Here is a 26,537-nt window from a genome sequence, read left to right on the forward strand (position 1 = left end):
GTGGTGTCTCAGGGAAGGAACGCGGCATACAACGGCTGGGATCTGGCCGCGGCGATGCCCAGGACGGGCGCCATGATCCCCAGGAATGCGTAGAGCGAGACCGGTACGCAGAGCAACCATTCGCGCCAGGACCCGGCCACACCCAGGACCGGGACGGCCAGCCTGCCGCTGGGACGCCAGATCTGGCGCAGCAACGGGAGTCTGCGCAGCTTACTTGGCGCGCGTAGTCGAAGCGGCCACAGCAGGTTGCAGCCACCGACGGTCAGCAGGTCCCCCAGGACATGGGTCGCCGTTCCGAGCAGCACGGCCAACACGAACCAGTACTGCTCCTCGGGGGCGAAGAGGGCCACGAAGGCCCCGGCGGGAATGGACACCACCCACGGCAGTTTGCGCATGGCATCCGGGATGAACTTCAACGCCTTCAGGGCAAAGGCGATCAGCAGTACCGCCGACAGTCCCGCCCCGGGAAAGACCGTTCCCCACCGGGGGGAATGGACCTCCCAGAGGCCCAATGCATGGGCGATCAGGGTGAAGAGGGCGATCCCGAGCAGGGAATGGGTGCCGTTGCGATGTCCCCCGGCCACCCGGCCGATCCCGGCGCACATCAGGTTCGACACCGGCGGCAGCGACTGGGCGATGCTGGCGTGTCGGTGGTCGGCGTCGGGCAGCAGGGCCGCCCCGGCGCAGACCAGCGCCCCGGCGAGCACCCCGGCGTCAGAGACCTCCAGCAGGCCGAAACCCAACGGGATGCGGGCAGGGAGGAAGGAGAGCCACTCCGCCACCGGACCCAAGCCCAGTACCGGCTGGGTGGTGACGGCGATCCAGACCGCTGCACCACTGGCAGCATGGTGGCCTCCCATCATGGGCTTGGCTCTCTTTCATCCGATGGAAGACGGGTTGGTGCTTCGGCCTCCGACCGGCGGCCACGGCGGGTCCCAGCCTAGGGGCCCCCGGTGTCGATTGGACGTCGGGGGCCGGCGCCGGGGCCGGTAGTGTTGATCACATGACCGCCCTGATGCACCGTGTGTCCGCCACCCACGAGTTCCGCGGCCTCCGCGCCACCGAACACTACTTCACCGTCCCGCTCGACCATGGCCGGCCCGATGGTGAGACCATCACCGTCTTCGCCCGGGAGGTCTCCTCCCTGGAGCACGAGGACCCCGGCCAGCTGCCGTGGCTGCTCTATCTGCAAGGCGGGCCGGGAGCTGCCAGCCCCCGGGTCTCCTCGCTGACGGGATGGATGGCCGAGGCAGCGAAGACCTTCAGGATCCTGTTGCTGGACCAGCGCGGGACCGGGCTGAGCACCCCCGCCAACCGGCAATCATTGCCACTGCGGGGTGATGCCGCGGCGCAGGCCTCCTATCTGACGCACTTCCGTGCCGATTCGATCGTGCGTGATGCCGAGGCCATCCGTGCCGAACTGGGCATCGATTCGTGGAGCACCTTCGGGCAGAGCTTCGGGGGATTCTGTACCCTGACCTACCTGTCGCTGGCCCCCGGATCGCTGGACCGTTGTCTGGTCACCGGGGGCCTGGGGCCGGTCGACGGCGACCCCGAAGAGGTCTACCGGGCCACGTATGCGCGCATGGCCGCGCGCAACACCGAGTACTTCGCCCGGTATCCCGAGGACCGCCTGGTCCTGAACCGGATCATGCGCCACGTCGAGCAGGAACATGAGCAACTCCCCGACGGACGGGGCGTCACGGGTGGCCTCGTCCAGATCCTGGGCCAGTTCCTGGGCGGAAACACCCGGATGGACCAGCTCCACTTCGTCTTCGAATCGGCGTTCATCCCCACCCCCGACGGCCCCCGGCTGTCGGATGCCTTCACGGGGGTGCTGTTCCAGCAGGCCAGCCGGGGCCCGAATCCGCTCTACGCCCTACTGCACGAATCGATCTACGCGCACGGGCGGGCCACCCGCTGGGCCGCCGAACGCGTCGCCGCCGAGTTCCCCGAGTTCGATCCGGCCTCCGCCGAGCCCCTGCTTACCGGGGAGATGGTCTACAGCTGGTACTTCCGGGAGGATCCCCTCCTCCGACCGTTGGAGGACGTGGCCCGGATCCTCGCGGATCATGAGCAGTGGCCGGCCCTGTACGACGCCGAACAGCTCGCCGCCACCACGGTGCCTGTGGCGGCCGCCGTGTACTCCGATGACGTGTACGTGGACCGGGACATCAGCCGCGCCACGGCAGAAAAGGTCCGTGGCCTACGCGTCTGGGAGACCGCCGACTTCCACCATGACGGAATCGCCGACGACGGGGCGGGCATCTTCGCCCGGCTGCTGGGCATGACGTCCCCTTCCGACGCGGAATCGGCGGAGCCGGCCATCAGTCGGCCTGACTGAGGGTTCCCGGCGGCTCAGCCGGCGACGGCGTCGTCGTACCCGACCTCGAGGATCGTCCTACGGTGCCGACGCAGTTCGGCGACTCCCCCGAGCCCGACCAGCACCACCAGCACCAGGCAGGCCACGTTCAGCCCGCTGAAGCCCCAGAAGGCGAGCACCAGGCCCGAGCCGGCGGCGCCGATGGCCCCGGCGGCCCCCATGAGGGCGTCGGACAGTCCCTGGACGGGGACCCGGTGGCCGAGCTCAACGCTTTCGGAGACGAACGCGGAGCCGGCCACCGTCGCCAACGACCAGCCCACCCCCAAAAAGACCAGCCCCACGGTGACGGCCAGCTGACTTGCCGCCCCCACCGCGCAGCAGACCAGCGAGGAGGCCAACACCGCCTGTGCGGCCAGCATCGTCTGCCGGCGCCCCCATCGATCGGCCAGGATCCCGATGAACGGCGAGAGGGCATACATTCCGGCGATATGCAGTGAAATCGTGAACCCGATGAGCACCAGGACATCCAGGCTCGCATGGTGCCCTGCCATGGCTCCCCCGCTCGCCCCCGCGGCGATGGCGTCCAGGTCCTTGAAGTGCACCGGGGTCATGGACATCACGGCGACCATCACCAGATGGGAGATCACGATGGTGATGACCCCGAGCCGGGCCGCCGGATTATGCCGCAGCACCGACAGGCCGCCGCCCAGCGAGAGCCGTACCGGTGCCGGGGTGCCCGGTTCCCGGGAGCTGCCCAGCGGATCGGGCCGCAGCCCGATATTGAGGATCAGGACGGCGATCAGCATTCCTGCCATGGAGAAGATGAAGGGTCCGCTTTCATCGGGCAGGCCCAGGGACCGGCCCATGGCGGCGCCGGGGCCGATCAGGTTCGGTCCGGTGACGGCGCCGATGGTGATGGCCCAGACCACCAGCCCGAGGTCCCGACCCCGCGTGGCCGGTTCGGCGAGGTCGGTCGCGGCGAAGCGGGCCTGCAGGTTGGCGGCATTTCCGACCCCCAACAGCGCGGCCGAAACCAGGAGCAGCGGGAAACTCTCAAGGATCGGGGTCAGGAGCATTCCCAGGGCACCCAGCGCGGCGACGAGCATGCCGGCGGAGAGCGCCACCCGTCGTCCGCGCCGGATGGCCAATCCGGCCAGCGGAAGGGCGGTCAGGGCGCCGGCGACGGAGATCGCCATCGTGGTGGCGCCGGCGTAGGCATTGCTCCCGGTCAGATCCACTGCCATGAGCGATCCCAGGGCCAACCCCGAACCGTTTCCGAGGCCGCTGAAGAGCTGGCCGAGGGACAGCGAGAGGACCACCCGGCGTTGGTGGTTTCCGGGGATTGACTGCACCGGAACGGCGCCCTGGTTCTCGCTCACCGCTGTAGCCTACCAACGCCGGGGTGCCGCGGCGGCCCCGGGACGGGGGCTAGATGTCGTCCTCGTCGTGTTTGTCGGCATTGCTCCTGGCCTGCGCCTCGGCAGCCGCGCGCTTGCCTGCCGGACTGAGCAGGCTGGCGACGGTGGCGATCACGAGGGTGGCGACGATGACGATCAGAGACAGACCGGTGCTGATGTCCGGGATCCAGTCGATGCCCTGGCCCCCGTTGATGAACGGCAGCTCGTTCTCGTGCATGGCATGGAAGATGAGCTTGACCCCGATGAACGCCAGAATGATCGACAGGGCGTGTTTGAGGAAGATCAGTCGTTCCATCAACCCGCCGAGCAGGAAGTAGAGCTGGCGCAATCCCATCAGGGCGAAGATATTGGCCGTGAAGACGATGAAGGGGCTCTGGGTCAGGCCGAAGATGGCGGGGATCGAGTCGACGGCGAAGAGCAGGTCGGTCATGCCGATCGTGACGAAGACCAGCACCATCGGGGTGAACATGCGTTTTCCACCCACGGTGGTGCGCAGTTTGTTTCCGTCATACTTCTTGGCGACGGGGAGCTTGGCGGTCACCTTGGCGACCAGGCTGCTTTCGCCTTCACCTTCGTCGTCGTCGCTGTCGGTGGCCTGCTTCCAGGCGGTCCAGAGCAGGAAGGCGCCGAAGATGTAGAAGATCCAGGTCAGGTGCTCGATCAATGTCGCCCCGACCAGGATGAACCCGCCGCGCAGGATCAGCGCGATGATGATGCCGAACATCAGCACTTCCTGCTGGTAGTTCCGCGGGACGGCGAAGCGGGCCATGATGATGATGAAGACGAAGAGGTTGTCCACGCTCAGGCTGTATTCGGTGATCCAGCCGGCGACGAACTCCTGGCCGTAGTCGGGGCCCGCCTGCCAGAAGAGCACCCCGGCGAAGACGAGCGCGAGGGTGACGTAGAAACCGACCCACAGGCCGGCTTCCTTCATCGAAGGCTCATGGGGACGCTTGACCACATAGAGCAGGTCGAACAGCAGGATCAGGCCCAGGGCGGCCAGGGAAATGACTTCGAATTGGGTGGTCAGATGGTCCGACACGGTAACCTCTCGGGGCGCAGGAAGCGCCGGCAGGGGACAGGGGGCATTGCCGCAAGTCTCTCCGCCGCCCGGGATCGGGATCGGCCACTGTGCCCGGCCCGGCGGCATTGCCGGGCGTGTTGACGTCCACAGTGTTCGGGATACTCCCCTACGCCGGGCACAAGCCTACCCCACTGCGCTTGGGGCCTGTCGCGGATCAGGCGTGGCCGGCCTGCTGCATCTGACGCAGTTCCTTCTTCAGGTCCCCGACCTCGTCGCGGAGTCGCGCCGCCAATTCGAACTTCAGTTCCGCGGCGGCCCCGTGCATCTGCTCGGTCAGATCGGTGATCAGCCCCACCAGGTCCTCGGCCGGCGCCGCCGCCAACCCGTCCTGTCGGACCTGGGATTCGGCCTTGTCGGTGGTGGATTTGGAGCGGCGGGCCCCCTTGGCCAACCGCTGATTATTCAGCAGCTCCTGGGTATCGGCATCCTCGCGGGCCAATTGGTCGGTGATGTCCGCGATCTTCTTGCGCAACGGCATCGGGTCGACACCGCGCTCCTGGTTGTAGGCGTCCTGGATCTCGCGGCGCCGGTTGGTTTCGGAGATCGCGTGGGACATGGAGTCGGTGATCCGGTCGGCATACATGTGCACCTGGCCGGAGACGTTGCGTGCGGCACGGCCGATGGTCTGGATCAGCGAGGTCCCCGAACGCAGGAAACCTTCCTTATCCGCGTCGAGGATCGCCACGAGGGAGACCTCCGGCAGGTCCAGCCCCTCACGCAACAGGTTGATGCCGACCAGCACGTCGAAGACCCCCATCCGCAGTTCACGCAGCAATTCGACCCGGCGCAGGGTATCGACGTCGGAGTGCAGGTACTCCACCTTGACGCCGTGTTCGCTGAGGTAGCCGGTGAGGTCCTCGGCCATCCGCTTGGTCAGCGTGGTCACCAGGATTCGCTCGTTGTTCGCGGTCCGGGTCCGGATCTCCTCGAGGAGGTCATCGATCTGGCCCTTGGTGGGTTTGACGATGATCTCCGGGTCCAGCAGTCCGGTGGGTCGGATGATCTGCTGGACGAATCCGTCGGATTTGCCGAGTTCGTATTTGCCCGGGGTCGCCGAGAGATAGAGGGTCTGTCCGATCCGCTCCAGGAATTCATCCCATTTCAGCGGACGGTTGTCCATGGCCGAGGGCAGCCGGAAACCGTGCTCCACCAGGGTGCGCTTCCGCGACATGTCGCCCTCGTACATGGCGCCGATCTGCGGGATCGTCACGTGTGATTCGTCGACGACCAGAAGGAAGTCGTCGGGGAAGTAGTCCAGCAGGCAGTGCGGGGCGGTGCCGGGGCCACGACCGTCGATATGCCGCGAATAGTTCTCGATGCCGTTGCAGAACCCCATCTGCTGCATCATTTCCAGATCGTAGGTGGTGCGCATGCGCAGGCGTTGGGCCTCCACCAGCTTGTTCTGCCCCTCGAGTTCCTCCAGCCGCACCTGCAGCTCGTCCTCGATGTCCTTGATGGCCCGGTTCATCCGTTCCGGCCCGGCGACATAGTGGCTGGCGGGGAAGATGTACATCTCCTCCTCCTCGCGGATCACGTCACCGGTGAGGGGGTGCAAGGTGTGGATCTGCTCGATCTCGTCACCGAAGAACTCGATGCGCAGCGCCTGCTCCTCGTACATCGGGATGATCTCCACGGTGTCCCCGCGCACCCTGAAGGTCCCGCGGTGGAAATCCATGTCATTGCGGGCGTACTGCATCGACACGAATTTGCGCAGCAGTTCGTCCCGGTTCATTTCCATGCCCTTGCGCAGGGTGACCATGCCGGCGACGTATTCCTCCGGCGTCCCCAGACCGTAGATGCAGGAGACGGTGGCGACCACGACCACGTCCCGGCGGGTCAGCAGCGTGTTGGTGGCCGAGTGGCGCAGCCGTTCGACCTCCTCGTTGATGGAGGAGTCCTTTTCGATGAACGTATCGGTCTGCGGGACGTAGGCCTCGGGCTGGTAGTAGTCGTAGTAGGAGACGAAGTATTCGACGGCGTTGTTCGGCAGCAGTTCCCGGAACTCGTTGACCAGCTGGGCCGCCAGGGTCTTGTTCTGGACCAGGATCAGGGTCGGACGCTGGACCTGCTCCACCAGCCAGGCAGTCGTGGCGCTCTTGCCGGTACCCGTGGCCCCCAGCAGGACGACGTCCTTCTCCCCGCCGTTGATCCGTTCGGCAAGCTCGGCGATGGCCTGCGGCTGGTCTCCTGCCGGTTCGAAATCGCTGATGACCTCGAACGGGGCGACGACGCGGTTGATCTCCTGGGCAAGACTCATGGGTCCAAGGCTACGCTCTGCGTCGAGGGCTGTGCACGGCTACGGCTCAGGGCTTAAACCCGCAGGGCACGGACCGGGATGGACCCGCAGTCGCACCGGGCTTCAGGCCGGTGGGCGCTGGCGTTTGCCCGACCGTCCAGGAGGGTCCAATAAGCCGTCGTGTTCGAACCTGCCGAGGATGGCAACGAACATCTGCTGCGCGAAGACCACGCATCCCCCCAGGGCCAGCACGATCCCCGCCAACGTCATCCAGGCCGGCACCAGCACCTGCCAGCTCCACGGCGCCGACCCGGTCGTGAATTCAACGCGGCCACCGGCCACGAGCCACAGCACGATCGCCGCCACCCAGAGCACCCCGGTGGCCATGAACAGCCACGTCACCCATTTCATCCCGTACCCGAACCGGTAGGTCGCGGCCGGACCCTTGCGCCTCATCCCGGATCCCCGTCGCGTGGGCCCGGGCGTCCGGCCAGCCGCTGCAAAGTCCCGGTCCAGAGGTCATCCACCGCCGACTGCAGCTCCTGCAGGGTCCCGGAATTCTCCAACACCACATCACTGACGGCGGCCCGCTGTTCATCGGTGGCCTGGGCAGCCATCCGGGCCACGGCGTCGTCCTCGCCCATCCCCCGGTCCTGGACCATCCGGCGGACCCGTTCGGCACGGGGTGCTTGGACGGTGACGACGACGTCGAAGGAGGCGGCCTGCCCGGTCTCGACCAGCAGTGGGATGTCCTGGACCACGACCACGGGCCGGTCCGCCGTTTCCCGGTCGGCGGCTTCACCACGGATCCGGGCTGCTTCGGCGCGGACCCGTGGATGGACGATCCCGTTCAGTGTCTCGCGGGCCTGCGGATCGGCGAACACGATGCCGCCCAGCCGGGCACGGTCCAGTTCACCATCGGCGTCGACCAGGTCCGGGCCGAAAGCCTCCACGACCGCGGCCAGCCCCTCGGTGCCGGGTTCGAGCACCCGGCGGGCAATGGCATCGGCATCGATCAGCACCGCACCGCGTTCGGCCAGGCGCGTGGCCACCGCGGATTTTCCCGAGGCGATCCCGCCCGTCAGTCCAACATCAAGCATGGCTCCAGCTTATGGCACCGCGTCCACAGGCGGGTCCGGAAACAGGTCACGCGAGCAGTTTGCGCAGGCCCACCGCATAGGCGGTCTTCGCGACCAGCGCGGCAGCCGGTCTGAGCGGGCGGGGAAGCCAGGAAGGTCGCAGGCTTTGGCGCCACACGACCTCCACGTCGGAGCCCTGCTGTTCGACAGTGGCCTCGACCTCACCGGCCACGGGTCCGAATTTCGACACGGCCAACCTGCCGCGACGATTCCCCGTGGGTGCCTCGGCGCGGCGCACCAGCATCCGGTCCGACAGGGCGAAAGGGCCCAGCCGGGTCAGCCCGACGAATGCCAGGCCCTCACTCATCCGGGCACCCCGCGGGGTCACGTTAGTGAACGGGATGGCAGCACTGTGGGTGTCCAGATCCGTGAGTCTTGCCCACAGGGTGGCAGCATCACCGGGACGCCGCAGCCGCACTTCAAAGGTACCGGGGGTCTTCGACGCAGCAGGGCTGCCTGGCCCTCCACTGCCGAGTGTTGCGGCAGCCGCCGCCCCGCTGGCCAGCGCACCCTGGATGGAAGCCTCGCTCTGATCACCGGCTAGCACGACGCCGTCCAACGCACTGGTCGGTGGGGCATGCCCCGGGGAAATGACGGGCAGGGCGTCCCTGATGTCATGGCGAACGAGCAGCTGCCAGTCGGGGGTCTGGACACCGAGGATGGCTGCGGCCTGATTCAGCGCCGATTCGTCGTCCAGACCATGTGCTCCCACAGCGGTCGCCTGAACCAGGTGCCGACCCACCGGAGCGTAGGAAGGACAGACATTGGAGACGACCGACGTGTGGGCGAGCCGGACACCGGCGCGCGGATCAAGATGCAGGAACGGCAGTCGGCTGGGCTGGTGTTCGGTCGAAAACCACCACGTCGTCAGGGAGTGCATCGGCGGGGCCGTCTCGCCCAGCAGACGAGCGCTCGCCGTCGGACCGGCAGCGACCACGACCCGGTCGGCGGTGAAGCGTTCTCCCGCACCACAGCTGACGGTCCAGCGACCTGTCTGGCGGGTCAGGCTCTCCGCCACGTGCCCATACCGGATACGCCCCGCCAGTGGCGTGGCCAGCTGATGCGCGATCGCCGCCATTCCCTGCCCCGGCAAGGCGGGGGTTCCCACCGCGAAGTATCCGGCGAGCCGACGGGCGAAGCGGGCGGAAACCTCAAGATCAGGATCCCCGAGGACTCCTGCGAAGAACAGGCCCATGATCCCTCGCAACGGTGTCGAGAATGCCGCTCCGTCCAGGGATTCGTGGAGCGATAGCGAGTCATCGCCGGCCTTTCGTACCCACCGCAGGGCAGCCGGCAGATCCCTGGGCGCCAGCAAACCGCTGACCAGCCCTCGGAGCCGGGAGGGATGGCGGAGCGGATCAGCGAGGACGCGGAGCCCCTCGTCGCCGCGCACTGCGACTCCGCGTCCCCAGGCCTGCAGACCAAGAGCCTGCAGATCCAACGCGCGACGCGCCTCGGGGTAGCGCGGGTTCAGGAGTTGGAATCCGCGGTCGCACCGGAAACCATCAATGACCTCGGTATCGACCCGTCCACCGACCCGACTGGTGGCCTCCAGCACCGTGACCTCATGTCCTTGGGCGGCTGCCAGTCCGGCGGCGTGCAGGCCCGCCAGGCCCGCGCCAATGACCACTACGTCCACGACTTCCCCGTTTCCTCCGAGCTGTCCGGAGTCAGGACGACACAGTCGCCATCCCTCCAGGCCCACGCCCCATGATGCGCGGGCCGGACGGACCACCCGGTGGTGGAGAGTCTACGGGCGATGTGACCATCCGGTAGTCCGACGGGCCGTGCTCCGCAGCCCTGGTCCCGTGAACTCGCATTAGACTGGACCGATGGGCGAAACGGGGAGTGCGGTGGTTCAATACACCACGGTGGCCGGCGATCACCAGCATGAGCTCGAGGTGAAACGGTCCCGGTTCATCACCTACCTGCGACGCACCACCACCGAAGCCGAAGCCCGGGATTTCATCGCCGAACTGCGCCGCAGGCATTTCGATGCGCGCCACCACTGCTCGGCGTTCCTGCTGGGCCCCGACCGGATGGTACAACGCAGTAGTGACGACGGCGAGCCCTCGGGGACCGCTGGTCTGCCGATGCTCGAGGCCCTGGCCAAACGCGAAATGCCTTCCGGACAATGCGATGTCAGTGACATCACCGCCGTCGTCGTCCGGTATTTCGGCGGTGTGCTCCTGGGCGCGGGGGGTCTGGTGCGCGCCTACTCCCAGTCCGTCTCCGGAGCCATGGACAGCGCCGATCTTCTCGTGAGAAAACGCCTGGCAGTATTTGCCATCGACGCGCCCCATGCCGAGTCCGGACGGTGGGACAACGAATTGCGTCAGGACGGCACCACGATTCTAGGTACCGACTACGGACCCTCGTCGGCCACGTTGCGGGTGGCTGTCCCCGACGGACCCACTGCGGCGACGGACTTCGCGGAACGGCTGGCCACCCTGACGGCGGGAGCCGGAACAGCCGTAGCGCAGGGTACCGAATGGACGGATATTGCCGTGACGGGACAACGATGAACACCCCGATTCCCGAAGGTCTCCGGCGCTGGCCCGATGTGGAGTCCCCCGAACTGCAGGCGTACGACGGCGCCGATCTCCTCCTGCTCGATACCGCGGCCGGGTACGGGCTCGGCACCTCGGAGGGGACGACGACGGTGGTCAACGACCACTATGGGGCCCTGGCCCTGGGCTCCGTGGCCGCCGGGGCCCGCGGGGTGCGGGTCCACCAGGACGCGCTATCGGGTGAACAAGCCATCGAAGCCAATGCCGAGAGGACCGGGGTCGGCTCCCCCGGCCAGGGGGAATCCAGCCTCACTCTGATGCCGTTGGGCGCCGGACTCTTCGCCGGGGCCCGGCTGGTCATCCTGCAACTGCCCCGGTCCTTGGCGGCGCTGGAGGAGATCGCGGCCTGGGCGGCAGCGCACGCGGACCCCGACGTGGCTCTCTTGGCCGGGGGGCGGACCAAACACATGTCCCGGGCGATGAACGACGTCCTCGAACGCCATTTCAGCCACGTCAGCGCCGGCCTGGGGGCCCGGAAATCACGCGTGCTGACCGCCAGGGCGCCCCGCCAGGACGGTGATCGACCCGTGCCACGTTTCCCGCTGGCTTCCGCCCACGACGTCGGGCTTGCCCAGCCGCTTGAACTGCGGGCCTTCGGCGCCACCTTCGGGGGCGCAAAACTTGATCCGGGCACGCGTTTCCTGCTGCCGCATCTGGCCGAAGCCCGGGACGCGGAGGAAGCGGTCGATCTGGGCTGCGGCAACGGCACCATTGCCGCCTACCTGGCCCTCACCCGCCCGGGACAAAGAGTGCTCGCCTGCGACCAGTCGGCCGCCGCAGTCGCCTCCACCCACGCCACCGCCGAAGCCAACGATGTGGCCCATCAGATCCTGGCGGTCAGAGATGATGCCCTGTCGGGTCTGGCCGATGGCTCGCGGGAGCTGGTCGTACTGAATCCGCCCTTCCATGTCGGCAACGCCATCCATGCGGGCATCGCCCTGAAGCTGATCGCCGCTGCCGGCCGCGTCCTGGCCCCCGGCGGGGAATTATGGTGCGTCTGGAACACCCCGTTGGGCTATCGTCAGCACCTGGCCAGGCTGGTGGGCCCCACCCGTCAGGTGGCCCGCAACCCGAAGTTCACGGTCACCGTCTCCAACCGGAGCTAGGCTGCCGCCTATTAAAAAAGGCGGGGCCCGCACACCATGGTGTGCGGGCCCCGCCCTGGCTGGTTCAGCCCGGTGGCTGAAGCCTAGGCTCCGGTGAGCTTCTCGCGCAGTGCGGCGAGGGCCTCGTCGGAAGCCAGCGTGCCGGCGTCCTCCGCCGGGGCCTCCGAGGAGTAGCTGGTGGAAGCGGACTCGCCCGCTCCACCGCCGCCGGCCTCGGGTGCCGTGGTGTCCTGGACCAGGTGTGCGGCCACCTGCTCCTTGTGGGCTTCCCAACGGGCCTGGGCGTCGGCGTACTGCTGCTCCCAGACGGCGCGCTGCGTCTCGTAGCCTTCGAGCCACTCGTTGGTCTCCGAGTCGAAGCCCTCCGGGTACTTGTAGTTGCCCTCTTCGTCGTACTCGGCGGCCATGCCGTACAGCGCCGGGTCGAACTCGGTGCCTTCGGGGTCGACCCCTTCGTTGGCCTGCTTCAGCGACAGCGAGATACGGCGGCGTTCCAGGTCGATGTCGATGACCTTGACGAAGAGCTCGTCACCCACGGAGACGACCTGCTCGGCCAGCTCGACGTGGCGCACGGCCAGCTCCGAGATGTGCACGAGGCCCTCGATGCCGTCTTCGACGCGAACGAATGCACCGAAGGGAACCAGCTTGGTGACCTTGCCGGGGACGACCTGGCCCAAGGCGTGGGTGCGGGCGAAGGTCTGCCACGGATCTTCCTGGGTCGCCTTCAGCGACAGGGAGACGCGCTCGCGGTCCAGATCGACCTCGAGGACCTCGACGGTGACTTCCTGGCCCACCTCGACAACCTCGTTCGGGTGGTCGATGTGCTTCCAGGACAGCTCGGAGACGTGCACCAGGCCGTCGACGCCACCCAGGTCCACGAAGGCACCGAAGTTGACGATGGAGGACACGACGCCCGGACGGACCTGGCCCTTTTCGAGCTTGTTGAGGAACGTGGAGCGGACCTCGGACTGGGTCTGTTCGAGCCAGGCACGGCGGGACAGGACCACGTTGTTGCGGTTCTTGTCCAGCTCGATGATCTTGGCTTCGATCTCCTGGCCGATGTACGGAGCCAGATCGCGCACACGGCGCATTTCGACCAGCGATGCCGGCAGGAAGCCGCGCAGGCCGATGTCCAGGATGAGCCCACCCTTGACCACCTCGATGACGGTGCCGGTGACGACGCCGTCCTCTTCCTTGATCTTTTCGATGTCGCCCCAAGCACGCTCGTACTGTGCGCGCTTCTTGGAGAGGATCAGGCGGCCTTCCTTGTCCTCCTTGGTGAGGACGAGGGCCTCGACGTTGTCGCCGACGGCGACGACGTCGCCCGGATCAACATCGTGCTTGATGGAAAGCTCGCGGGACGGAATGACACCCTCGGTCTTGTAACCGATGTCGAGCAGGACTTCGTCGCGGTCGACCTTGACGACGGTGCCTTCGACGAGGTCGCCATCGTTGAAGTACTTGATGGTGGCGTCGACAGCTGCGAGGAAGTCTTCAGCGGTACCGATGTCGTTGATCGCGACCTGCGGGGTACCGGTCTTCTCGTTGGAGGTGATGGTCATGTAGTAGGGGCTCCGATGTGGATAGAAACGTCAGTCGGAAGGCCGGAAGTCCCGGCATATTCCGAAGATGGAACTGAAATTGTTGCGAGACAGGGCATGAAACACCCCGGCAGTCGCCTTATTAGTTTAGTCCCCGGCCCACGAGCGGTCAAAACGTCGGGCGCGTCGCCATGGCGCCGATCGCACCGTGGCTTCGCGGCCGGATCCAGGCCCGGAAACCGGGTCTAGAAACCGTTGATCGCGTAGGGGGCCCGCCCCAGGTCCAGCAACCGGGCTGCGCGATCCACCGCGTCCTCGTTCCTGGCCAGCACCCGCCCGGCAGCTGCCAATGTCCGGACGCCGGTTCCGCCCAGGTACAGCGAGCCCAGCAAGCCGATATCCAGTTCCAGATCCGACGGCTCATCGGGGTCGGTTTCGACCCGGACGGATCCGATTCCCCCCTCCACGACCAGCTGGTAGCTTCCCGTCGTATATCCCTGCGGGTCGGTGATCCGCAGCCGCAGGGCCCCGTCCGCCGCGTATTCCCGGGCGGCCAGTGCCGCGGGGACATCCAGGATGCGCAGCCACAACAGGTCCTCGGTCTCCGTGACGGCGACCTTGCGCGGATCGTCCAGGGACCACGGCAACGGGTCATCCGGGGCTGCAGAGTCATAGACGACCCGCTCGATGAGGTCATGGGCCCCAAGGTAGCGCCAGAGTTCACGCCGGGCGGCCGCGGTCGTCGCCACCAGATCGCGGACCTCCATGGTCAGCGGCGTGGTCTCCCAACCGGCGAAGGCATACGTCAGGAAACCCCGGGCGACCCCCTCGGCATCCAGATACACCGCCGCCCGCAGGGCAGGATCATCCTTGGCCTCCTCGGGGGCCAGCCGGGCGGTGGCGCGCAGGGTGTAGGCCTCCTGGCGTCCGATCGACCCGCGGTGTGTGGCGTGGAACTCCTCGAACAGGGAGGGGGCCAGCTCGAGCAGGGAGGAAGGATCCACGGTGAGGACCGTGCCTTCGGGCGGAGCCACCACGTTCAACCCGCCCTTCACGTCGACCTTGACCGTGTCCAGGGTGGTGGCCGGCCCGAAACCGAACCGGCCGTAAATGGTGCCCTCCGTCGCGGTCAGTGCCGCCATGGGCAGACCCGCAGCACGGGCGCGGTCCAGCGAATCGGTCATCATCGTCCGCAGGATGCCCCTGCGGCGATGGCTGGGCCGGACGGTGACCACGGTGATGAGGTGGCTGTCGATCATCCGCCCCGCGCCGGTGTTCAGCGTCTTGGTGAATTCGGCGAAGGTGGCCACCGGGATGGCCGGGTCCAGCGACGGCGCCGGGGCATCGTCGTCGTACACCCCCAACAGCCGACGCCCATCGACCCGGTAGGTGGCGGCGATGCGTGCCGCCTCGGCGGTGGTGTAGGGCTGGGCGTGGAAGCCGGTACGGACCGCGCGGAACCAGTTGGCGGTACGCGTGTCAGGGGCCGGCTCGACTTCGCCGGCGGCGGGGAGGATCCCCGCGTCGAAGATCTCATGGCGCAAGCCGTTGGTATGGGGGGTCGAATCATTCATCAGTGTGCTGCCTCCTGCCAGCTGTGCCCGGTGCCGATCTGGACATCGAGTGGGACCGAGAGCTCGGCCGCGGAGCCCATGTGGTCCTGGACCAGGGCGGTGACTGCCTCGAGTTCGCCGGGGGCGATTTCCAGGACGAGTTCGTCATGGACCTGCAGGAGCATGCGTGAACCCAGCTTCTGTTCGCGCAGCCCGCCGTCGACCCCGAGCATGGCGCGTTTGATGATATCCGCCGCCGACCCCTGGATGGGCGCGTTCAACGCAGCGCGTTCGGCCATGTCCCGCAGCTGGCGGTTGTCGCTGGCCAGATCCGGCAGGTAGCGGCGGCGTCCCTCGATGGTGGAGGTGTAGCCGTCCCGGCGGGCCTGGTCGACGACCGAGCGCAGGTAGTCGCGGACGGATCCGAAGCGGGTGAAGTAGTCCTTCATCAGCCCACGGGCCTCGTCCACGGGGACGTTGAGCTGTTTGGACAGGCCGAAGGAGCTGAGCCCGTAGGCCAGACCATAGGACATGGCCTTGACCTTGGCGCGCATTTCCCCGCTGACCTCCGCCGGTTCGACACCGAAGACATGTGAACCGACGAACCGGTGCAGGTCCTCCCCGTCCTTGAACGCCTGGATCAGTGCCTCGTCTCCGGAGAGGTGGGCCATGATGCGCATTTCGATCTGTGAATAGTCGGCGGTCAGCAGGGTCTCGTACCCGTCGCCGACCACGAAGACCTCACGGATGCGCCGTCCGGCCTCGCTGCGTACCGGGATGTTCTGCAGGTTCGGGTTCAGCGAAGACAGCCGCCCGGTGGCCGCAACGGTTTGGGCGTACGTCGTGTGGATCCGTCCGTCCTCGGCGAGGGACTTCTTCAGCCCCTCGACCGTCTGCCGCAGTTTGGTGGCATCGCGGTAGGCCATCAGCGAGGCCAGGAACGGGTGCCGGGTCTTGGCCAGCAGGTCGGCCAGTGAATCGGCGTCGGTGGTGTATCCGGTTTTGATCTTCTTGGTCTTGGGCAGTTCGAGTTCCTCGAACAGCACGACCTGCAGCTGTTTGGGCGACGAGAGGTTCACTTCATGACCGATCGCCGCATAGGCCTCGGCCGTTGCCGCATCGATGGTGGTGGTGAAATCGGCCAGCAGGTCATCGAGCTGTCGGGCGTCGATGGCGATTCCGGTGCGTTCCATCTCGGCCAGCACCACCGACAACGGCAATTCCATCTCCGCCAGCAATCCGGTCGCTCCACGTTCGAGGACCTGCCCGGCCAGGTACAGGCTCAGTTCCCGCACTATGTAGGCGGCCCGCACGGCCGCAGCGGCCTGGCCCGACCCCTCGAGTTCCAGTGCCAGCTGTCCTTCCTGCGCCTGTTCCTCGGCCTTGAGGGTCAGTCGCAGATGGTGCTGGGCGATATCTGCCAGTTCGTGGCTGCGCCGATCCGGCTGGATGAGATAGGCGGAGATCATCGTATCGTCCACGACCCCGCGCAGTTCGATCCCGCGATCGGCCAGCAGTTTGTAGCCGGTCTTGAAGTCATGCAGGGCCAGTGGGTAGTGACCGCTGGCCAGGATGGTGCCCAGGGCCCCGTCGGCTGCCTCGTCGAGTTCCTCCAACCCGATGTAGGCGGTCGCCGCGTCGGCGGCCAGCGCGATACCCACCGCATCGTCCCCGCCGCCGGCGGAGCGCACCGTATCCAGCTGCAGGGCGATCAGGTGTCCCCCGTGGGCGCGGAACCACCCGGTCAATGCCTCGGCGTCGTCCAGCTCGGTCGGGGCCGGGACCTGCATCTCCGGCTCCGGTTCGGACTCGTCGGCTCCGAAGAGGTCGAACAGGCGCTTGCGCAGCGTGTTGAACTGCAGTGCGTCGAAGAGTTCCTCGATGGCGTCCTGGTTCGGGTGTTCCAGTTCCAGGGCCCCGAGCTCGACCGGCAGATCCAGGTCGGTGAGCAACCGGTTCAACCGCCGGTTGCGGCGGACGTCGTCCAGATGCGCCCGGAGGGATTCGCCGACCTTGCCCTTGATGGAATCGACCTGGTCCAAGATGGCTTCGAGTCCGCCGTATAGGTTGATCCACTTCGCGGCGGTCTTGGGTCCGACCCCGGGTACCCCGGGCAGGTTGTCCGCGGATTCCCCGACCAGTGCCGCCAGGTCCGGGTATTGCCCCGGCTGGACGAAGTACTTCGCTTCCACGGCCGCGGCGTCCATCGGCGGGATGTCGGAGATGCCCTTCTTCGGGTACAGGACAGTGGTCTTTTCGGTAATGAGCTGGAAGGCGTCCCGGTCCCCCGAGACCACCAGCACGTCCCAGCCTTCATCTTCGCCGACCCGGGCGAGGGTGGCGATGATGTCGTCGGCCTCGAAGCCGTCCATGGTGATCGAGGGGATGTTCATCGCCTCCATGACCTTCTGGATCAGATCGATCTGGCCGTGGAACTCCTCCGGGGTCTTGCTCCGGCCTGCCTTGTACTCGCTGTACTCCTCGGAACGGAAGGTGGGGGTGTCCAGATCGAAGGCCACCGCCACGTGGGTGGGTTTGCGCTGTTCGATCATTTTGATGAGCATCGAGACAAAACCGTAGACCGCGTTGGTGTGCTGTCCGGTGTCGGTGGCGAAGTTTTCCGCGGGCAGCGCGTAGAAGGCACGAAAGGCCATCGAGTGGCCGTCGATGACGAGCAGACGGGAAAGGTCATTGGCAGCGGTTTTGGTTGATTGACTCACAGGTGCCAGCCTAGTTCCCATGACGGACAAAGACACACGCGGCCCGGCCGCCAACGCAGGGCATGACGCCGGATCGAACCCCTTCGAGGAGCAGCTCGCACGGCATCAGGTGCCGGAACGGATGTGGCCCATGCTCAGCGGGCACGGAGTCGGGCCCCTGGTGGAGAAGCTGGGCATCATGTTCGAGGGCATCACCGCCGAACGGGTGGTGGCCACGATGCCGGTGGAGGGGAACCAGCAGGTGGCGGGGATCCTGCACGGCGGGGCGAGCGTCGCGCTCGCCGAAACGCTGGGTTCCTTCGCCGCAGCGGTGCATGCCGGCCCCGGAGGCCGCCCGGTGGGAGTGGACATCAATGCGACCCACCATCGCGCCGGGATCTCGGGGCTCGTCACCGGGGTGTGCACGCCCATCCATCTGGGCCGCAGCACCACGACCCACGAAATCATCATTTCCGATGAGGAAGGCCGACGGGTCTGCACCGCCCGGATCACGAACATGATCCTGGGCCCCTCGTGACCGATGGCCGGGACGCACCGGCCGCCACCACATCCGACGCCCCGAGCCGGGTCCTCATCCCCGCAGCATCCGTCGGGTGGTTACCGAAGAACCGGTCTGCAACGGCAACACGGAGACCTGGAAGCAGTTGTTCTCGAACGACTCGATCCTGCTGTGGCACGGGCGTTCCTTCGCGCCCAAGCGCGCGCACGTCAAGGCGTTCCTCGCCGCCGACGGCCCGATGAAGACAGTGCGTTTCGGGAGTCGACGCCGCACCCGCCGCTGGCTGCGACTGGTGGCAGAAAACGGCCGCATCCCCACGGGTCCTCCGGGGGATGCGGCCAACTGAGGCTGGTGGGTCCTAGGTGGTCTTGCGCTTCTTCTTCCGCGCCGAATCGAGGATGAGGGCCAGCCCGATGCCGAGCATCCAGAAGTCCTTGGCGATGACCGTGCCCTCCTGGGTGGGGCGCAGCCCGTCATCGCGGGTCATCCCCGGGGTCTTGAAGTACATCGTCGCCATGGAGGCCGAGAAGGCAGTCAGTCCGAGGCCGGCCAGGCGGCTCGGTACGAACGGCAGCAGCAGGGAGGACCCCAGGACGATCTCCGTCGTGCTGAGCACCTTGCCGAATTGCTCCGGGTCGAGGTCGGCCAGCTGGGGAAAGGCGGAGGCACCCATCTTCTGCAGTCCGGCCGCCGCTTCGGGCTCCAACTGCAACTTGCCCACCCCTGAGTTGAGAATGAAGGCGCCGGTGGTCAGACGCAATGGCAGGTGGCTGAGTTTCATGGGTCGTGTCCTTTCGCTGCATACGGAGGTAGTGATCGAGCCTAGGACCGCTGGCGGCGTCGCGCCAATCGGTGGTTAGGAGCCGGTGTGGGGCACGGAGGGAGGCTTGCCGACGTCGTACCGGGTTTCACGCACTCCCCTGCCGAATTCACGACTGCCGGTGGGACTCAGTCCCATCGGGGCGCGCAGGCTCGCCAAAGGCCGTCCGCCGCCCAGCAGGAGGGGAATGGTGAACAGGATCAGCTCGTCGAGATGACCGGAGTCCACCAGTTGTCCGGCCAGCCCGCCGCCCCCGAGTACCCAGACGTCCTGGTCTCCGGCGTCCGCGGCGATATCGCCGGCCCATTCCCCGACGTCACCGCGGATGAAGGTCAGATCGGCGCCGGGCACGGCCGCCAGTTCCCGGTGGGTGAAGACCCAGCACGGGGTGTTCTCATACGGCCACGGGGCTCCGGTGTCGTCCATATGGGTGCTCAGCCAACGGTAGGTGTCGGCCCCCATGACCACGGCGCCGATCTCTTCGAGGAAGGCAGCTGCCGGATCGCGGAACCCCACATGGTAGTCGTCGTAGGTGGTCAGCCATTCCAGCGAGTCGTGCTCGTCGGCGATGTATCCGTCGACGCTGGCGGCTACGAAATAGCGGAAGCGGGTCATGGCCCCATGGTGCCATACCGGTTCCGTCGCCCCGCCGGGCGTGCGTCAGTGACCGCCCGAGCCCCCGAGCTGCGGCACGATCAGGTAGATGCCCAGCAGCACCAGGCAGCCGCACAGCACGAAGCAGACGACGGCCCCGGATTTCGCCAGACCGGCACCCCGGACTTCGTCTTCGGCGATCGCCTTGAGCCGGACGGCAAAGGAGTAGAGCGCCACGAGCGAGAGGGAGCCGATCAGGGTCACGAGCGTGACGGTCAGGAAGGAGAGCCATTCGATGTTCATCGCTTTTCCTCCGTTCCGCGTGCTTCGCGCTTCGGCGCCGAAGCTTCCTGTGCCCGGGACTTCGATCCCGACGCCGTGGGGACCTTCGTCTTGCCGTTGGCTTCCTTCTTCTTGTTCTTCTGAGCCTTCTTGAGTTCGCGGGCCATGCGCTCGGCCTCGGCCCGCTCGGCTTCACGTTGGCGTTTACGCATCTTGCGACGCTGCTTCTTCGTGGGGATGCTGATGGCACCACCTGCTTCATCGACATCGGAAACCCCGTTATGCGGGCCGATGATGTCCTTGCGGGAGAGCCACCAGATCAACAGGACGACGCCGAAACCGATGACGGCCACCAGAACCAAACCGACGTTCCCAAAGTAGGTCAGGGTAGCGGCCAAGGCGCCGACGACGGCAGCTGCCGGCAGCGTGAAGAGCCACCCGGTGGCGATCTTCCCGGCGGTACGCCACTGGACGGAGGCCCCCTTGCGTCCCAGACCCGAACCGATCACGGAACCGGAGGCCACCTGGGTGGTCGACAGGGCGAAGCCCAGGTGCGAGGAGGCTAGGATGGCCGCGGCGGTCGAGGCCTCGGCGGAGAAGCCCTGGGCCGGCTTGACCTCGGTGAGGCCGGTGCCCATGGTGGCGATAATGCGCCAGCCGCCCACGTAGGTGCCCAGAGCGATGGCCAAGGCGCAGGCGGCGATGACCCAGAAGTGGACGTGGCTTCCCGATTCCTGCAGCCCCGAGGCGACCAGGGCCAGGGTGATGACGCCCATCGTCTTCTGTGCATCGTTGGTGCCGTGGGCCAGGGCCACCAACGAGGAGGAGAAGACCTGACCGACACGGAAACCTCCGCGCTTGGGCGAGGAGAGGCCCGAAGGGCGCTTGGTCACCCAATAGGCCAATTTGGTACATAGGTAGGCAGCCAGGCCGGCGATCAACGGAGCCAGCAAGGCCGGAAGCAGCACCTTGGAGATCACGGTTCCGTAGTTGACGACGGAGAAACCGGCACCGGCGATCGCGGCACCGATGAGTCCGCCGAAGAGGGCGTGGGATGAGCTGGAGGGCAGACCGAGCAACCAGGTCAGCATGTTCCAGACGACGGCGCCCATGAGGCCGGCAAAGATGATTTCGGGTCCGATGGAGAACCCGTTGTCCCCTTCGTTGATCAGTCCGCCTGAAATCGTGGTGGCGACCTCGGTGGAGAGGAAGGCACCCACCAGGTTCAGGACCGCGGCGAGGGCTACTGCCGTCTTGGGCTTGATGGCGCCGGTGGCGATCGGGGTTGCCATGGCGTTGGCCGTGTCGTGGAACCCGTTCGTGAAATCAAAGAACAGAGCCAGGGCAATCACCAGGACAACGATGAGTGTGAGATCCATCTAGGAACCAATCTTGAGATGGCAAAAGAGCGCGGTCGTACCGCAGGGAGTAGTTCGACCCGGAAGTCATACCATGGTCACACATTCGTCACCCGCGGCGCACATTCATCTTAGGGCCGGCGGGGCGCCAGTCAACTCCGCGGTCCGTACGGCGGGGCGTCGCGTGCAAGTTCCGCCTGCGGGTCGTAGTCTCCTGTCATGGCTAGATTCTTCGACGTCCACCCTCAGGATCCGCAACCCCGTGCCCTCGGACAGGTCGTTGACCTGCTGCAGGACGGTGCGCTGATCGCCTACCCCACCGATTCCTGCTACGCGTTCGGCGCCCAATTGGGCAACCGGAAGGCCTTGGATCGGATCCGCACCATCCGACAGCTTGATGACAAACACCACTTCACCCTGATGTGTAGCAACTTCGCCCAGATGGGACGTTTCGTGGAGATGGGCAACGCGGTCTTCCGAAGTCTGAAGGCGGCCACGCCGGGGAGCTACACCTTCATCCTCAAGGCCACCTCCGAGGTGCCCAAGCGCCTGCTGCACCCGAAGAAGAAAACCGTCGGGGTCCGCATACCGGACCACCGGGTGGTTCAGGCCCTGCTGGCGGAGCTGGGCGAGCCCCTGCTGTCCACCACGTTGCTGTTGCCCGACGAGGAGAAACCCCTCACCCAGGGCTGGGAGATCAAGGAACGCCTGGACCACCAGGTCGACGCCGTCATCGACTCCGGTGAATGCGGCACAGAACCGACGACCGTGGTGGATTTCTCCAGCGGGGTGCCCGAGATCGTCCGGGTCGGCATGGGAGACCCCTCGCCCTTCGAATAGCTGGTCGGGCCCCGAACCAGTCGCGGGGCCCACCGCCGGTCCTCATCTGAAGGCCGGGATGCCGGTGATGTGGTTGCCCAGGATCAAGGTGTGGACCTCGTCGGTCCCCTCGTAGGTGCGCACCGATTCGAGGTTGTTCGCATGGCGCATCGGCGCATGGTCCAAGGTGATCCCGTTACCGCCCAGGACCGTCCGCGCCTCCCGACAGATCCAGATCGCCTCCCGGCAGTTGTTCAGCTTTCCGACCGAGATCTGCACCGGCTCCAGGGTTCCTGCATCCTTGAGCCGTCCGGTATGGATGGCCAGCAGCGTGCCCTTCTGGATCTCCAGAAGCATATCCACCAGCTTGACCTGGGTGATCTGGTACCCGGCCAGCGGCTGATCGAACTGCATCCGCTCCTTGGAATACTCCAGGGCGGATTCGTAGGAATCCCTGGCAGCTCCCATCGCGCCCCAGATGATCCCGTAGCGGGCCTCGTTCAGGCAGGAGAACGGGCCGCGCAGCCCCTTCGCACCGGGGAGCAACGCCGAATCCGGCAACCGCACGTCCTCGAAGGTCAGATCGCATTGGATGGAGGCGCGCATCGACAGCTTCGGTTCGATCACGGTGGCCGTGAAGCCTGCGACGTCGGTGGGCACCAGGAAACCGCGGACCCCCTCGTCGGTCATGGCCCAGATCACGGCGATCTGGGCGATGGTAGCCAACCCGATCCACCGTTTGGCGCCGTTGAGGACCCATCCATCGCCGTCGTGCACCGCGGTGGTGGCCATCGCCGACGGGTCCGATCCGGCGGTGGGCTCGGTGAGTCCGAAACAGCCGATGACCTCTCCGGCGGCCATCGACGGCAGATACTTGTTCTTCTGCTCCTCGGTACCGAACCGGTGGATCGCCGACATGGCCAAGGACCCCTGGACCGAGACGAAGGTCCGCAGACCCGAATCACCGGCCTCCAGTTCCATCGCCGCGATCCCGTATTCGACGGCACTGCGGCCCGGACAGCCATACCCCTCCAAGTGCATGCCCAGCAAGCCCAGGCTGCCGAGTTCACGGGCCAGTTCCACGGGGAAACGGGCCTCCTCGTACCAGGTGGCGATGTTCGGTCGGATCCGTGAGTCCACGAAGGCGCGGACCGTGGAGCGCAGTTCGAGCTCGGGGGCGCTCAACAGACCATCGAGGTCCAGGACATCGGAAGCGGTGGCGGGCGGAATCCGTGCTGACATCATTCTCCTTTGAACGTTTACAGGGCGATCATACGGTGCCGGGCACGGAGTCCGGGGTCCCACCGGGGGGACGGTGCCTGCCGATCAGGATTTGACGCCCACATAGAGTTCCGGGGCGTTTTCGCCGGGTTCGCCGAACTCGTCGACGATGCGATTGGCCAGTGGTTGCAGCAGCTGCCGCCCGAGCTGGCGGACGATCGTGGTGACCGTCTGCTCGGTGACACTGCGATCAGTCGACACCACTCCGGCGTCCCGCAGGACGCGGGTCTGCTCGGCCGTCAACGCGGCCAGCCGGCTCAGGATGTCGGCGGGGCGTCCCGGTCCGTGCAGGAGGGACCGCCGCAGATAGTCGACGATCGTCGGATTGGCGTGCAGCATCCCGGCCACGGCCTCGTCCCGCAAGCCGAGGACCCGGCGAGGGCCCCCCTCGTTCGGCAAGGCTGCGAGGGTATCGGCGAAGAGCTCGACGACGAGGGTGTCCACGGCCTCCCGCAACCCGTCCTTGGTCCCATAGTGATGGGTGACCAGCCCGACGGTCACCCCGGCTGCCGTGGCGATCGCCCGCATGGAAGTGCCGTCCTCCCCCTGCTGCGCAAACAGGGTGAGCGCCGCATTGCGGATCCGGGCCTTGGAGGTCAGGTCGTTGGAGGACCATGCCGTCGACAGGCCTGCCGGGTTTGATGCCTTCGTTCTATCCACAAGGCTATGCTAGACCACAAACCATTGAACGATCGAACTGCATGCTGCACAACTGTACAAAGAGTAATTCAGGTCACAGTCATTAGGAGAGTTCATGTCCCACCCGCTGTCAGGCATTGTCGTGGTCTCGGTTGCCATCAACCTCCCGGGGCCGTTGGCCGCATCCCGGCTGACCGAGCTCGGAGCAACCGTCATCAAGGTCGAACCACCGCAGGGCGACCCGCTCCGGAGCGTCGCCCCCCACTGGTATGAGGAACTCGTCACGGGGCAGGACGTCGTCCCCCTGGACTTGAAGGACCCGGCCAGCAGGTCGGAGTTCGAAGAACTTCTCACCGATGCCGACGTCCTGCTGACGTCGATGCGCCCCTCGGCCCTCGCCCGGCTTGATCTCGGCGAGATACTGAAGACCCGCGGCATCGCCCTGGTGGAAATCGTCGGGCACGACGGCGCCCGGGCCGAGCAGCCAGGTCACGACCTCACCTACCAGGCCGAGCATGGAACACTGCTTCCCCCGGCCCTGCCGCTGGTACCGGTCGCCGACATCCTGGGTTCCGAACGCGCAGTGGTCGCCACCCTTTCGGCGTTGCGTCAGCGCGACCAGGGCCTTCAGGGCGTCCACGAGAAGGTGGTCCTCGAAGAGGCGGCGCACGCCGCAGCCGCCGGCACCCGGCACGGACTCACCTCTCCCGGTGCCGTCCTCGGCGGTGCGATACCTGCGTATGGAGTGTACGCAACAGCCGACGGATTCGTTGCCGTCGCGGCGATCGAACCACACTTCGCCGAACGACTCACCCGCCTCGTCGGTGGCACCCGCGAAGAACTGACTCGTTCCTTTGCCACCCGCCCCACAGCCTATTGGACGGCGTGGGGCCAAGAGCAGGACCTCCCCCTCGTCGCCGTCGCATCCCCCGGGGCGCTCCCGACTACGGAGCCGGTTTCCGCCGCTGCCGCCCCCCGGGAGCCTCCAGGCCCCCTCCGACCAGCGTCGGCCAGCATGCCCCGCCACAGGACTCCAGGAACAAGACCATGATCCTGGACGACTGACGCTCCCCTGGCTCGCCGAGGTACCCGCCGTCCGGTTCAGAACTGCAGGGCGTCAGCACCCAGCCCAAACGCCGGGGGCGGAGAAAGACGTCTCGACGGTTCCGCGATGTTCAAACACCACCACCAGCCATGGCGATCGGGTGATCATGGTGGCGCGCCCACACGAGCAGAAGGGCGGCAAAGTCTTGGTCCAACTCATGCAGCAGCTCCCCCCGGGGCACTTGTCCATCACCGATACCGCGCCGGCCGTATGCGGTCAGTGAGACGCGGGACCGCTGCCCACTCCCATGACCGCGAGGCATCCGCCCAGAACCTGCCGGCCTTCCAGCGCCTCGCTGGGTTCGTGCATGCCGCGTGCGTCGCCGGCCCTGTGCTGCTGCACCGACCGGCAGACAAGGTCACGCAGCGGTGTCTGAAGATCGCCACTTCCAGCGCCCCGGAGACCCGGAAAGGCCAGGGGCTCCGCCCACGAAAAAGACCCCGATCCCCGGTCATCCGGGGGTCGGGGCCGATCGGTGCCCGAGGTGGGACTCGAACCCACACATCTCTCGATATCGCATTTTGAGTGCGACGCGTCTGCCATTCCGCCACTCGGGCCCAACTCGCCCCGCGGACTTGTCAAACCGCCCGAATCAAACGGGCAGAACATCACAGTCACGCGGTGCGCTAAACAACTCTACATGCCGATAGGCTTGTTACTGAATCCGAGAACCCACCGCCCCGATTTCCCGGGGCAGCCAGGAGAATCACCATGACAGAAGACACAGCCGAGGCAACTCCCTCGCCGGCCCGCCGGGTAGTTGTCGCCGAGGACGAGACCCTCATCCGGCTGGATATCGTCGAGATCCTCACGGGTGAGGGGTTCGAGGTCGTCGCCGAAGCAGATAACGGTGAGAAGGCGGTGGACCTGGTCCGTGAGCACCGCCCCGATCTTGTCCTGATGGACGTGAAGATGCCCGTGATGGACGGGATCTCTGCCGCGGAGATCATCGTCAAGGAGCGGATCGCCCCCGTCGTCCTGCTCACCGCCTTCAGCCAGAAGGAACTCGTCGAGCGGGCCCGCGAAGCCGGTGCCATGGCCTACGTCGTGAAGCCGTTCAGCCCGAACGACTTGATCCCGGCCATTGAAATCGCCCTGTCCCGCCACGAGGAGGTCATCGCCCTCGAACGCGAGGTCGATGACCTGCAGGAGCAGTTCGCCACCCGCAAGCTGGTCGAGCGCGCCAAATCCGTCTTGACTACCAAAATGGGGTTGACCGAACCCGAGGCCTTCCGGTGGATCCAGAAGACGTCGATGGACCGGCGACTGAGCATGCGCGAGGTCGCCGAGACCATCATCGCCCAGGTGAAGTAGCCGACCGGCAGCTTCTTCCTGAAAAGGTGCAAGTTGCCTGGCACCAACGAAGTCCCAACGGGGGGGGGGGCCCCGCGGGGGGGGCCCCGGGCGCCCCCCCCCGGCCCCACCACTGTCACTACCGTCGAAGCCTAGC

24 protein-coding genes and 1 tRNA gene are annotated in these 26,537 nt (G+C 66.5%); 8 read left to right on the plus strand and 17 right to left on the minus strand.

Annotation, left to right across the window (positions count from 1 at the left end):
* Positions 1 to 8 precede the first annotated feature (8 nt).
* Positions 9 to 863, minus strand: coding sequence for a metal-dependent hydrolase (locus tag ACT3S2_RS12800; protein WP_444553945.1), 855 nt, complete (start codon positions 861 to 863; stop codon positions 9 to 11).
* 140 nt (positions 864 to 1,003) lie between these two features.
* Here ACT3S2_RS12800 and ACT3S2_RS12805 point away from each other — a divergent pair, with 140 nt between their 5' ends.
* Positions 1,004 to 2,344 (plus strand): alpha/beta fold hydrolase, encoded by a 1,341-nt coding sequence (locus ACT3S2_RS12805; RefSeq protein ID WP_444553946.1) that lies wholly within the window; start codon positions 1,004 to 1,006, stop codon positions 2,342 to 2,344.
* Positions 2,345 to 2,358: 14 nt separating this feature from the next.
* Here the strand turns inward: ACT3S2_RS12805 and ACT3S2_RS12810 are convergent, their stop codons facing one another.
* The 6 genes from ACT3S2_RS12810 to ACT3S2_RS12835 all read right to left on the minus strand — a co-directional run bounded on the left by ACT3S2_RS12810 (position 2,359) and on the right by ACT3S2_RS12835 (position 9,839).
* Positions 2,359 to 3,702 (minus strand): MFS transporter, encoded by a 1,344-nt coding sequence (locus tag ACT3S2_RS12810; RefSeq protein ID WP_444553947.1) that lies wholly within the window; start codon positions 3,700 to 3,702, stop codon positions 2,359 to 2,361.
* A gap of 49 nt (positions 3,703 to 3,751) precedes the next feature.
* Positions 3,752 to 4,783 carry a TerC family protein gene (locus ACT3S2_RS12815; protein WP_444553948.1) on the minus strand — a complete coding sequence of 344 codons (1,032 nt, stop codon included), beginning with the start codon at positions 4,781 to 4,783 and terminating at the stop codon, positions 3,752 to 3,754.
* 196 nt (positions 4,784 to 4,979) lie between these two features.
* Positions 4,980 to 7,082, minus strand: coding sequence for an excinuclease ABC subunit UvrB (uvrB, locus tag ACT3S2_RS12820; RefSeq protein WP_444553949.1), 2,103 nt, complete (start codon positions 7,080 to 7,082; stop codon positions 4,980 to 4,982).
* A 102-nt stretch (positions 7,083 to 7,184) separates the two neighbouring features.
* Positions 7,185 to 7,517, minus strand: coding sequence for a hypothetical protein (locus ACT3S2_RS12825; protein ID WP_444553950.1), 333 nt, complete (start codon positions 7,515 to 7,517; stop codon positions 7,185 to 7,187).
* The gene (gene coaE / locus ACT3S2_RS12830) at positions 7,514 to 8,161 is read right to left on the minus strand and encodes a dephospho-CoA kinase (RefSeq protein ID WP_444553951.1); all 648 of its coding nucleotides are present in this window, start codon (positions 8,159 to 8,161) and stop codon (positions 7,514 to 7,516) included. The genes ACT3S2_RS12825 and coaE overlap by 4 nt, the downstream gene beginning before the upstream one ends.
* Before the next feature lie 46 nt (positions 8,162 to 8,207).
* Positions 8,208 to 9,839: an FAD-dependent oxidoreductase gene (locus tag ACT3S2_RS12835; RefSeq protein WP_444561770.1), complete on the minus strand. Its 1,632-nt coding sequence runs from the start codon at positions 9,837 to 9,839 to the stop codon at positions 8,208 to 8,210.
* Positions 9,840 to 10,032: 193 nt separating this feature from the next.
* Between ACT3S2_RS12835 and ACT3S2_RS12840 the strand changes: the two genes are divergently transcribed.
* Both ACT3S2_RS12840 and ACT3S2_RS12845 read left to right on the plus strand, forming a co-directional pair.
* Positions 10,033 to 10,725 (plus strand): IMPACT family protein, encoded by a 693-nt coding sequence (locus tag ACT3S2_RS12840; RefSeq protein ID WP_444561771.1) that lies wholly within the window; start codon positions 10,033 to 10,035, stop codon positions 10,723 to 10,725.
* On the plus strand, positions 10,722 to 11,876 hold the full coding sequence (locus tag ACT3S2_RS12845; RefSeq protein ID WP_444553954.1) for a class I SAM-dependent methyltransferase: 1,155 nt from the start codon (positions 10,722 to 10,724) through the stop codon (positions 11,874 to 11,876). The genes ACT3S2_RS12840 and ACT3S2_RS12845 overlap by 4 nt, the downstream gene beginning before the upstream one ends.
* An 83-nt stretch (positions 11,877 to 11,959) precedes the next feature.
* On the opposite strand, the gene rpsA is transcribed toward ACT3S2_RS12845, so the two are convergent.
* From rpsA to polA, 3 genes are all read right to left on the minus strand, one after another.
* Positions 11,960 to 13,438, minus strand: a complete 1,479-nt coding sequence (gene rpsA / locus ACT3S2_RS12850) for a 30S ribosomal protein S1 (protein ID WP_444553955.1) — start codon at positions 13,436 to 13,438, stop codon at positions 11,960 to 11,962.
* 224 nt (positions 13,439 to 13,662) lie between these two features.
* Entirely contained in the window at positions 13,663 to 14,991 is a 1,329-nt protein-coding gene (locus ACT3S2_RS12855; RefSeq protein ID WP_444553956.1) for a GNAT family N-acetyltransferase, read from the minus strand.
* Entirely contained in the window at positions 14,991 to 17,624 is a 2,634-nt protein-coding gene (polA, locus tag ACT3S2_RS12860) for a DNA polymerase I (protein WP_444554050.1), read from the minus strand. Before polA ends, ACT3S2_RS12855 begins: the two co-directional genes overlap by 1 nt.
* Positions 17,625 to 17,709: 85 nt before the next feature.
* On the opposite strand from polA, the gene ACT3S2_RS12865 reads away from it, so the two are divergent.
* Positions 17,710 to 18,207: a hotdog fold thioesterase gene (locus ACT3S2_RS12865; protein WP_444561772.1), complete on the plus strand. Its 498-nt coding sequence runs from the start codon at positions 17,710 to 17,712 to the stop codon at positions 18,205 to 18,207.
* A 76-nt stretch (positions 18,208 to 18,283) separates the two neighbouring features.
* Positions 18,284 to 18,535 (plus strand): hypothetical protein, encoded by a 252-nt coding sequence (locus ACT3S2_RS12870; RefSeq protein ID WP_444553958.1) that lies wholly within the window; start codon positions 18,284 to 18,286, stop codon positions 18,533 to 18,535.
* A 12-nt stretch (positions 18,536 to 18,547) separates the two neighbouring features.
* Here ACT3S2_RS12870 and ACT3S2_RS12875 read toward each other — a convergent pair whose 3' ends face one another.
* The 4 genes from ACT3S2_RS12875 to ACT3S2_RS12890 all read right to left on the minus strand — a co-directional run bounded on the left by ACT3S2_RS12875 (position 18,548) and on the right by ACT3S2_RS12890 (position 21,264).
* On the minus strand, positions 18,548 to 18,970 hold the full coding sequence (locus ACT3S2_RS12875; RefSeq protein ID WP_444553959.1) for a hypothetical protein: 423 nt from the start codon (positions 18,968 to 18,970) through the stop codon (positions 18,548 to 18,550).
* A gap of 75 nt (positions 18,971 to 19,045) precedes the next feature.
* A complete protein-coding gene (locus tag ACT3S2_RS12880) occupies positions 19,046 to 19,624 on the minus strand; it encodes a dihydrofolate reductase family protein (protein WP_444561773.1) in 579 nt (192 codons plus the stop codon).
* A 45-nt stretch (positions 19,625 to 19,669) separates the two neighbouring features.
* Positions 19,670 to 19,906 (minus strand): hypothetical protein, encoded by a 237-nt coding sequence (locus ACT3S2_RS12885; protein ID WP_444553961.1) that lies wholly within the window; start codon positions 19,904 to 19,906, stop codon positions 19,670 to 19,672.
* Entirely contained in the window at positions 19,903 to 21,264 is a 1,362-nt protein-coding gene (locus ACT3S2_RS12890) for an anion permease (protein ID WP_444553962.1), read from the minus strand. Before ACT3S2_RS12890 ends, ACT3S2_RS12885 begins: the two co-directional genes overlap by 4 nt.
* A 198-nt stretch (positions 21,265 to 21,462) precedes the next feature.
* Here ACT3S2_RS12890 and ACT3S2_RS12895 point away from each other — a divergent pair, with 198 nt between their 5' ends.
* Positions 21,463 to 22,083 carry an L-threonylcarbamoyladenylate synthase gene (locus ACT3S2_RS12895; protein WP_444553963.1) on the plus strand — a complete coding sequence of 207 codons (621 nt, stop codon included), beginning with the start codon at positions 21,463 to 21,465 and terminating at the stop codon, positions 22,081 to 22,083.
* 42 nt (positions 22,084 to 22,125) lie between these two features.
* On the opposite strand, the gene ACT3S2_RS12900 is transcribed toward ACT3S2_RS12895, so the two are convergent.
* Entirely contained in the window at positions 22,126 to 23,304 is a 1,179-nt protein-coding gene (locus ACT3S2_RS12900; RefSeq protein ID WP_444561774.1) for an acyl-CoA dehydrogenase family protein, read from the minus strand.
* A gap of 84 nt (positions 23,305 to 23,388) precedes the next feature.
* Positions 23,389 to 24,003: a TetR/AcrR family transcriptional regulator gene (locus ACT3S2_RS12905; protein WP_444561775.1), complete on the minus strand. Its 615-nt coding sequence runs from the start codon at positions 24,001 to 24,003 to the stop codon at positions 23,389 to 23,391.
* A 94-nt stretch (positions 24,004 to 24,097) separates the two neighbouring features.
* On the opposite strand from ACT3S2_RS12905, the gene ACT3S2_RS12910 reads away from it, so the two are divergent.
* Positions 24,098 to 25,033: a CoA transferase gene (locus tag ACT3S2_RS12910; RefSeq protein WP_444553966.1), complete on the plus strand. Its 936-nt coding sequence runs from the start codon at positions 24,098 to 24,100 to the stop codon at positions 25,031 to 25,033.
* 530 nt (positions 25,034 to 25,563) lie between these two features.
* Here ACT3S2_RS12910 and ACT3S2_RS12915 read toward each other — a convergent pair.
* A tRNA-Leu gene (locus ACT3S2_RS12915) sits at positions 25,564 to 25,644 on the minus strand.
* Positions 25,645 to 25,798: 154 nt separating this feature from the next.
* Between ACT3S2_RS12915 and ACT3S2_RS12920 the strand changes: the two genes are divergently transcribed.
* Positions 25,799 to 26,401, plus strand: a complete 603-nt coding sequence (locus tag ACT3S2_RS12920; protein ID WP_444553967.1) for an ANTAR domain-containing response regulator — start codon at positions 25,799 to 25,801, stop codon at positions 26,399 to 26,401.
* The last annotated feature ends 136 nt before the right edge of the window (positions 26,402 to 26,537 follow it).

Origin of the sequence: Arthrobacter sp. AOP36-A1-22 (assembly GCF_052377615.1) — a bacterium.
Classification (GTDB): Bacteria; Actinomycetota; Actinomycetes; order Actinomycetales; family Micrococcaceae; genus Arthrobacter_H.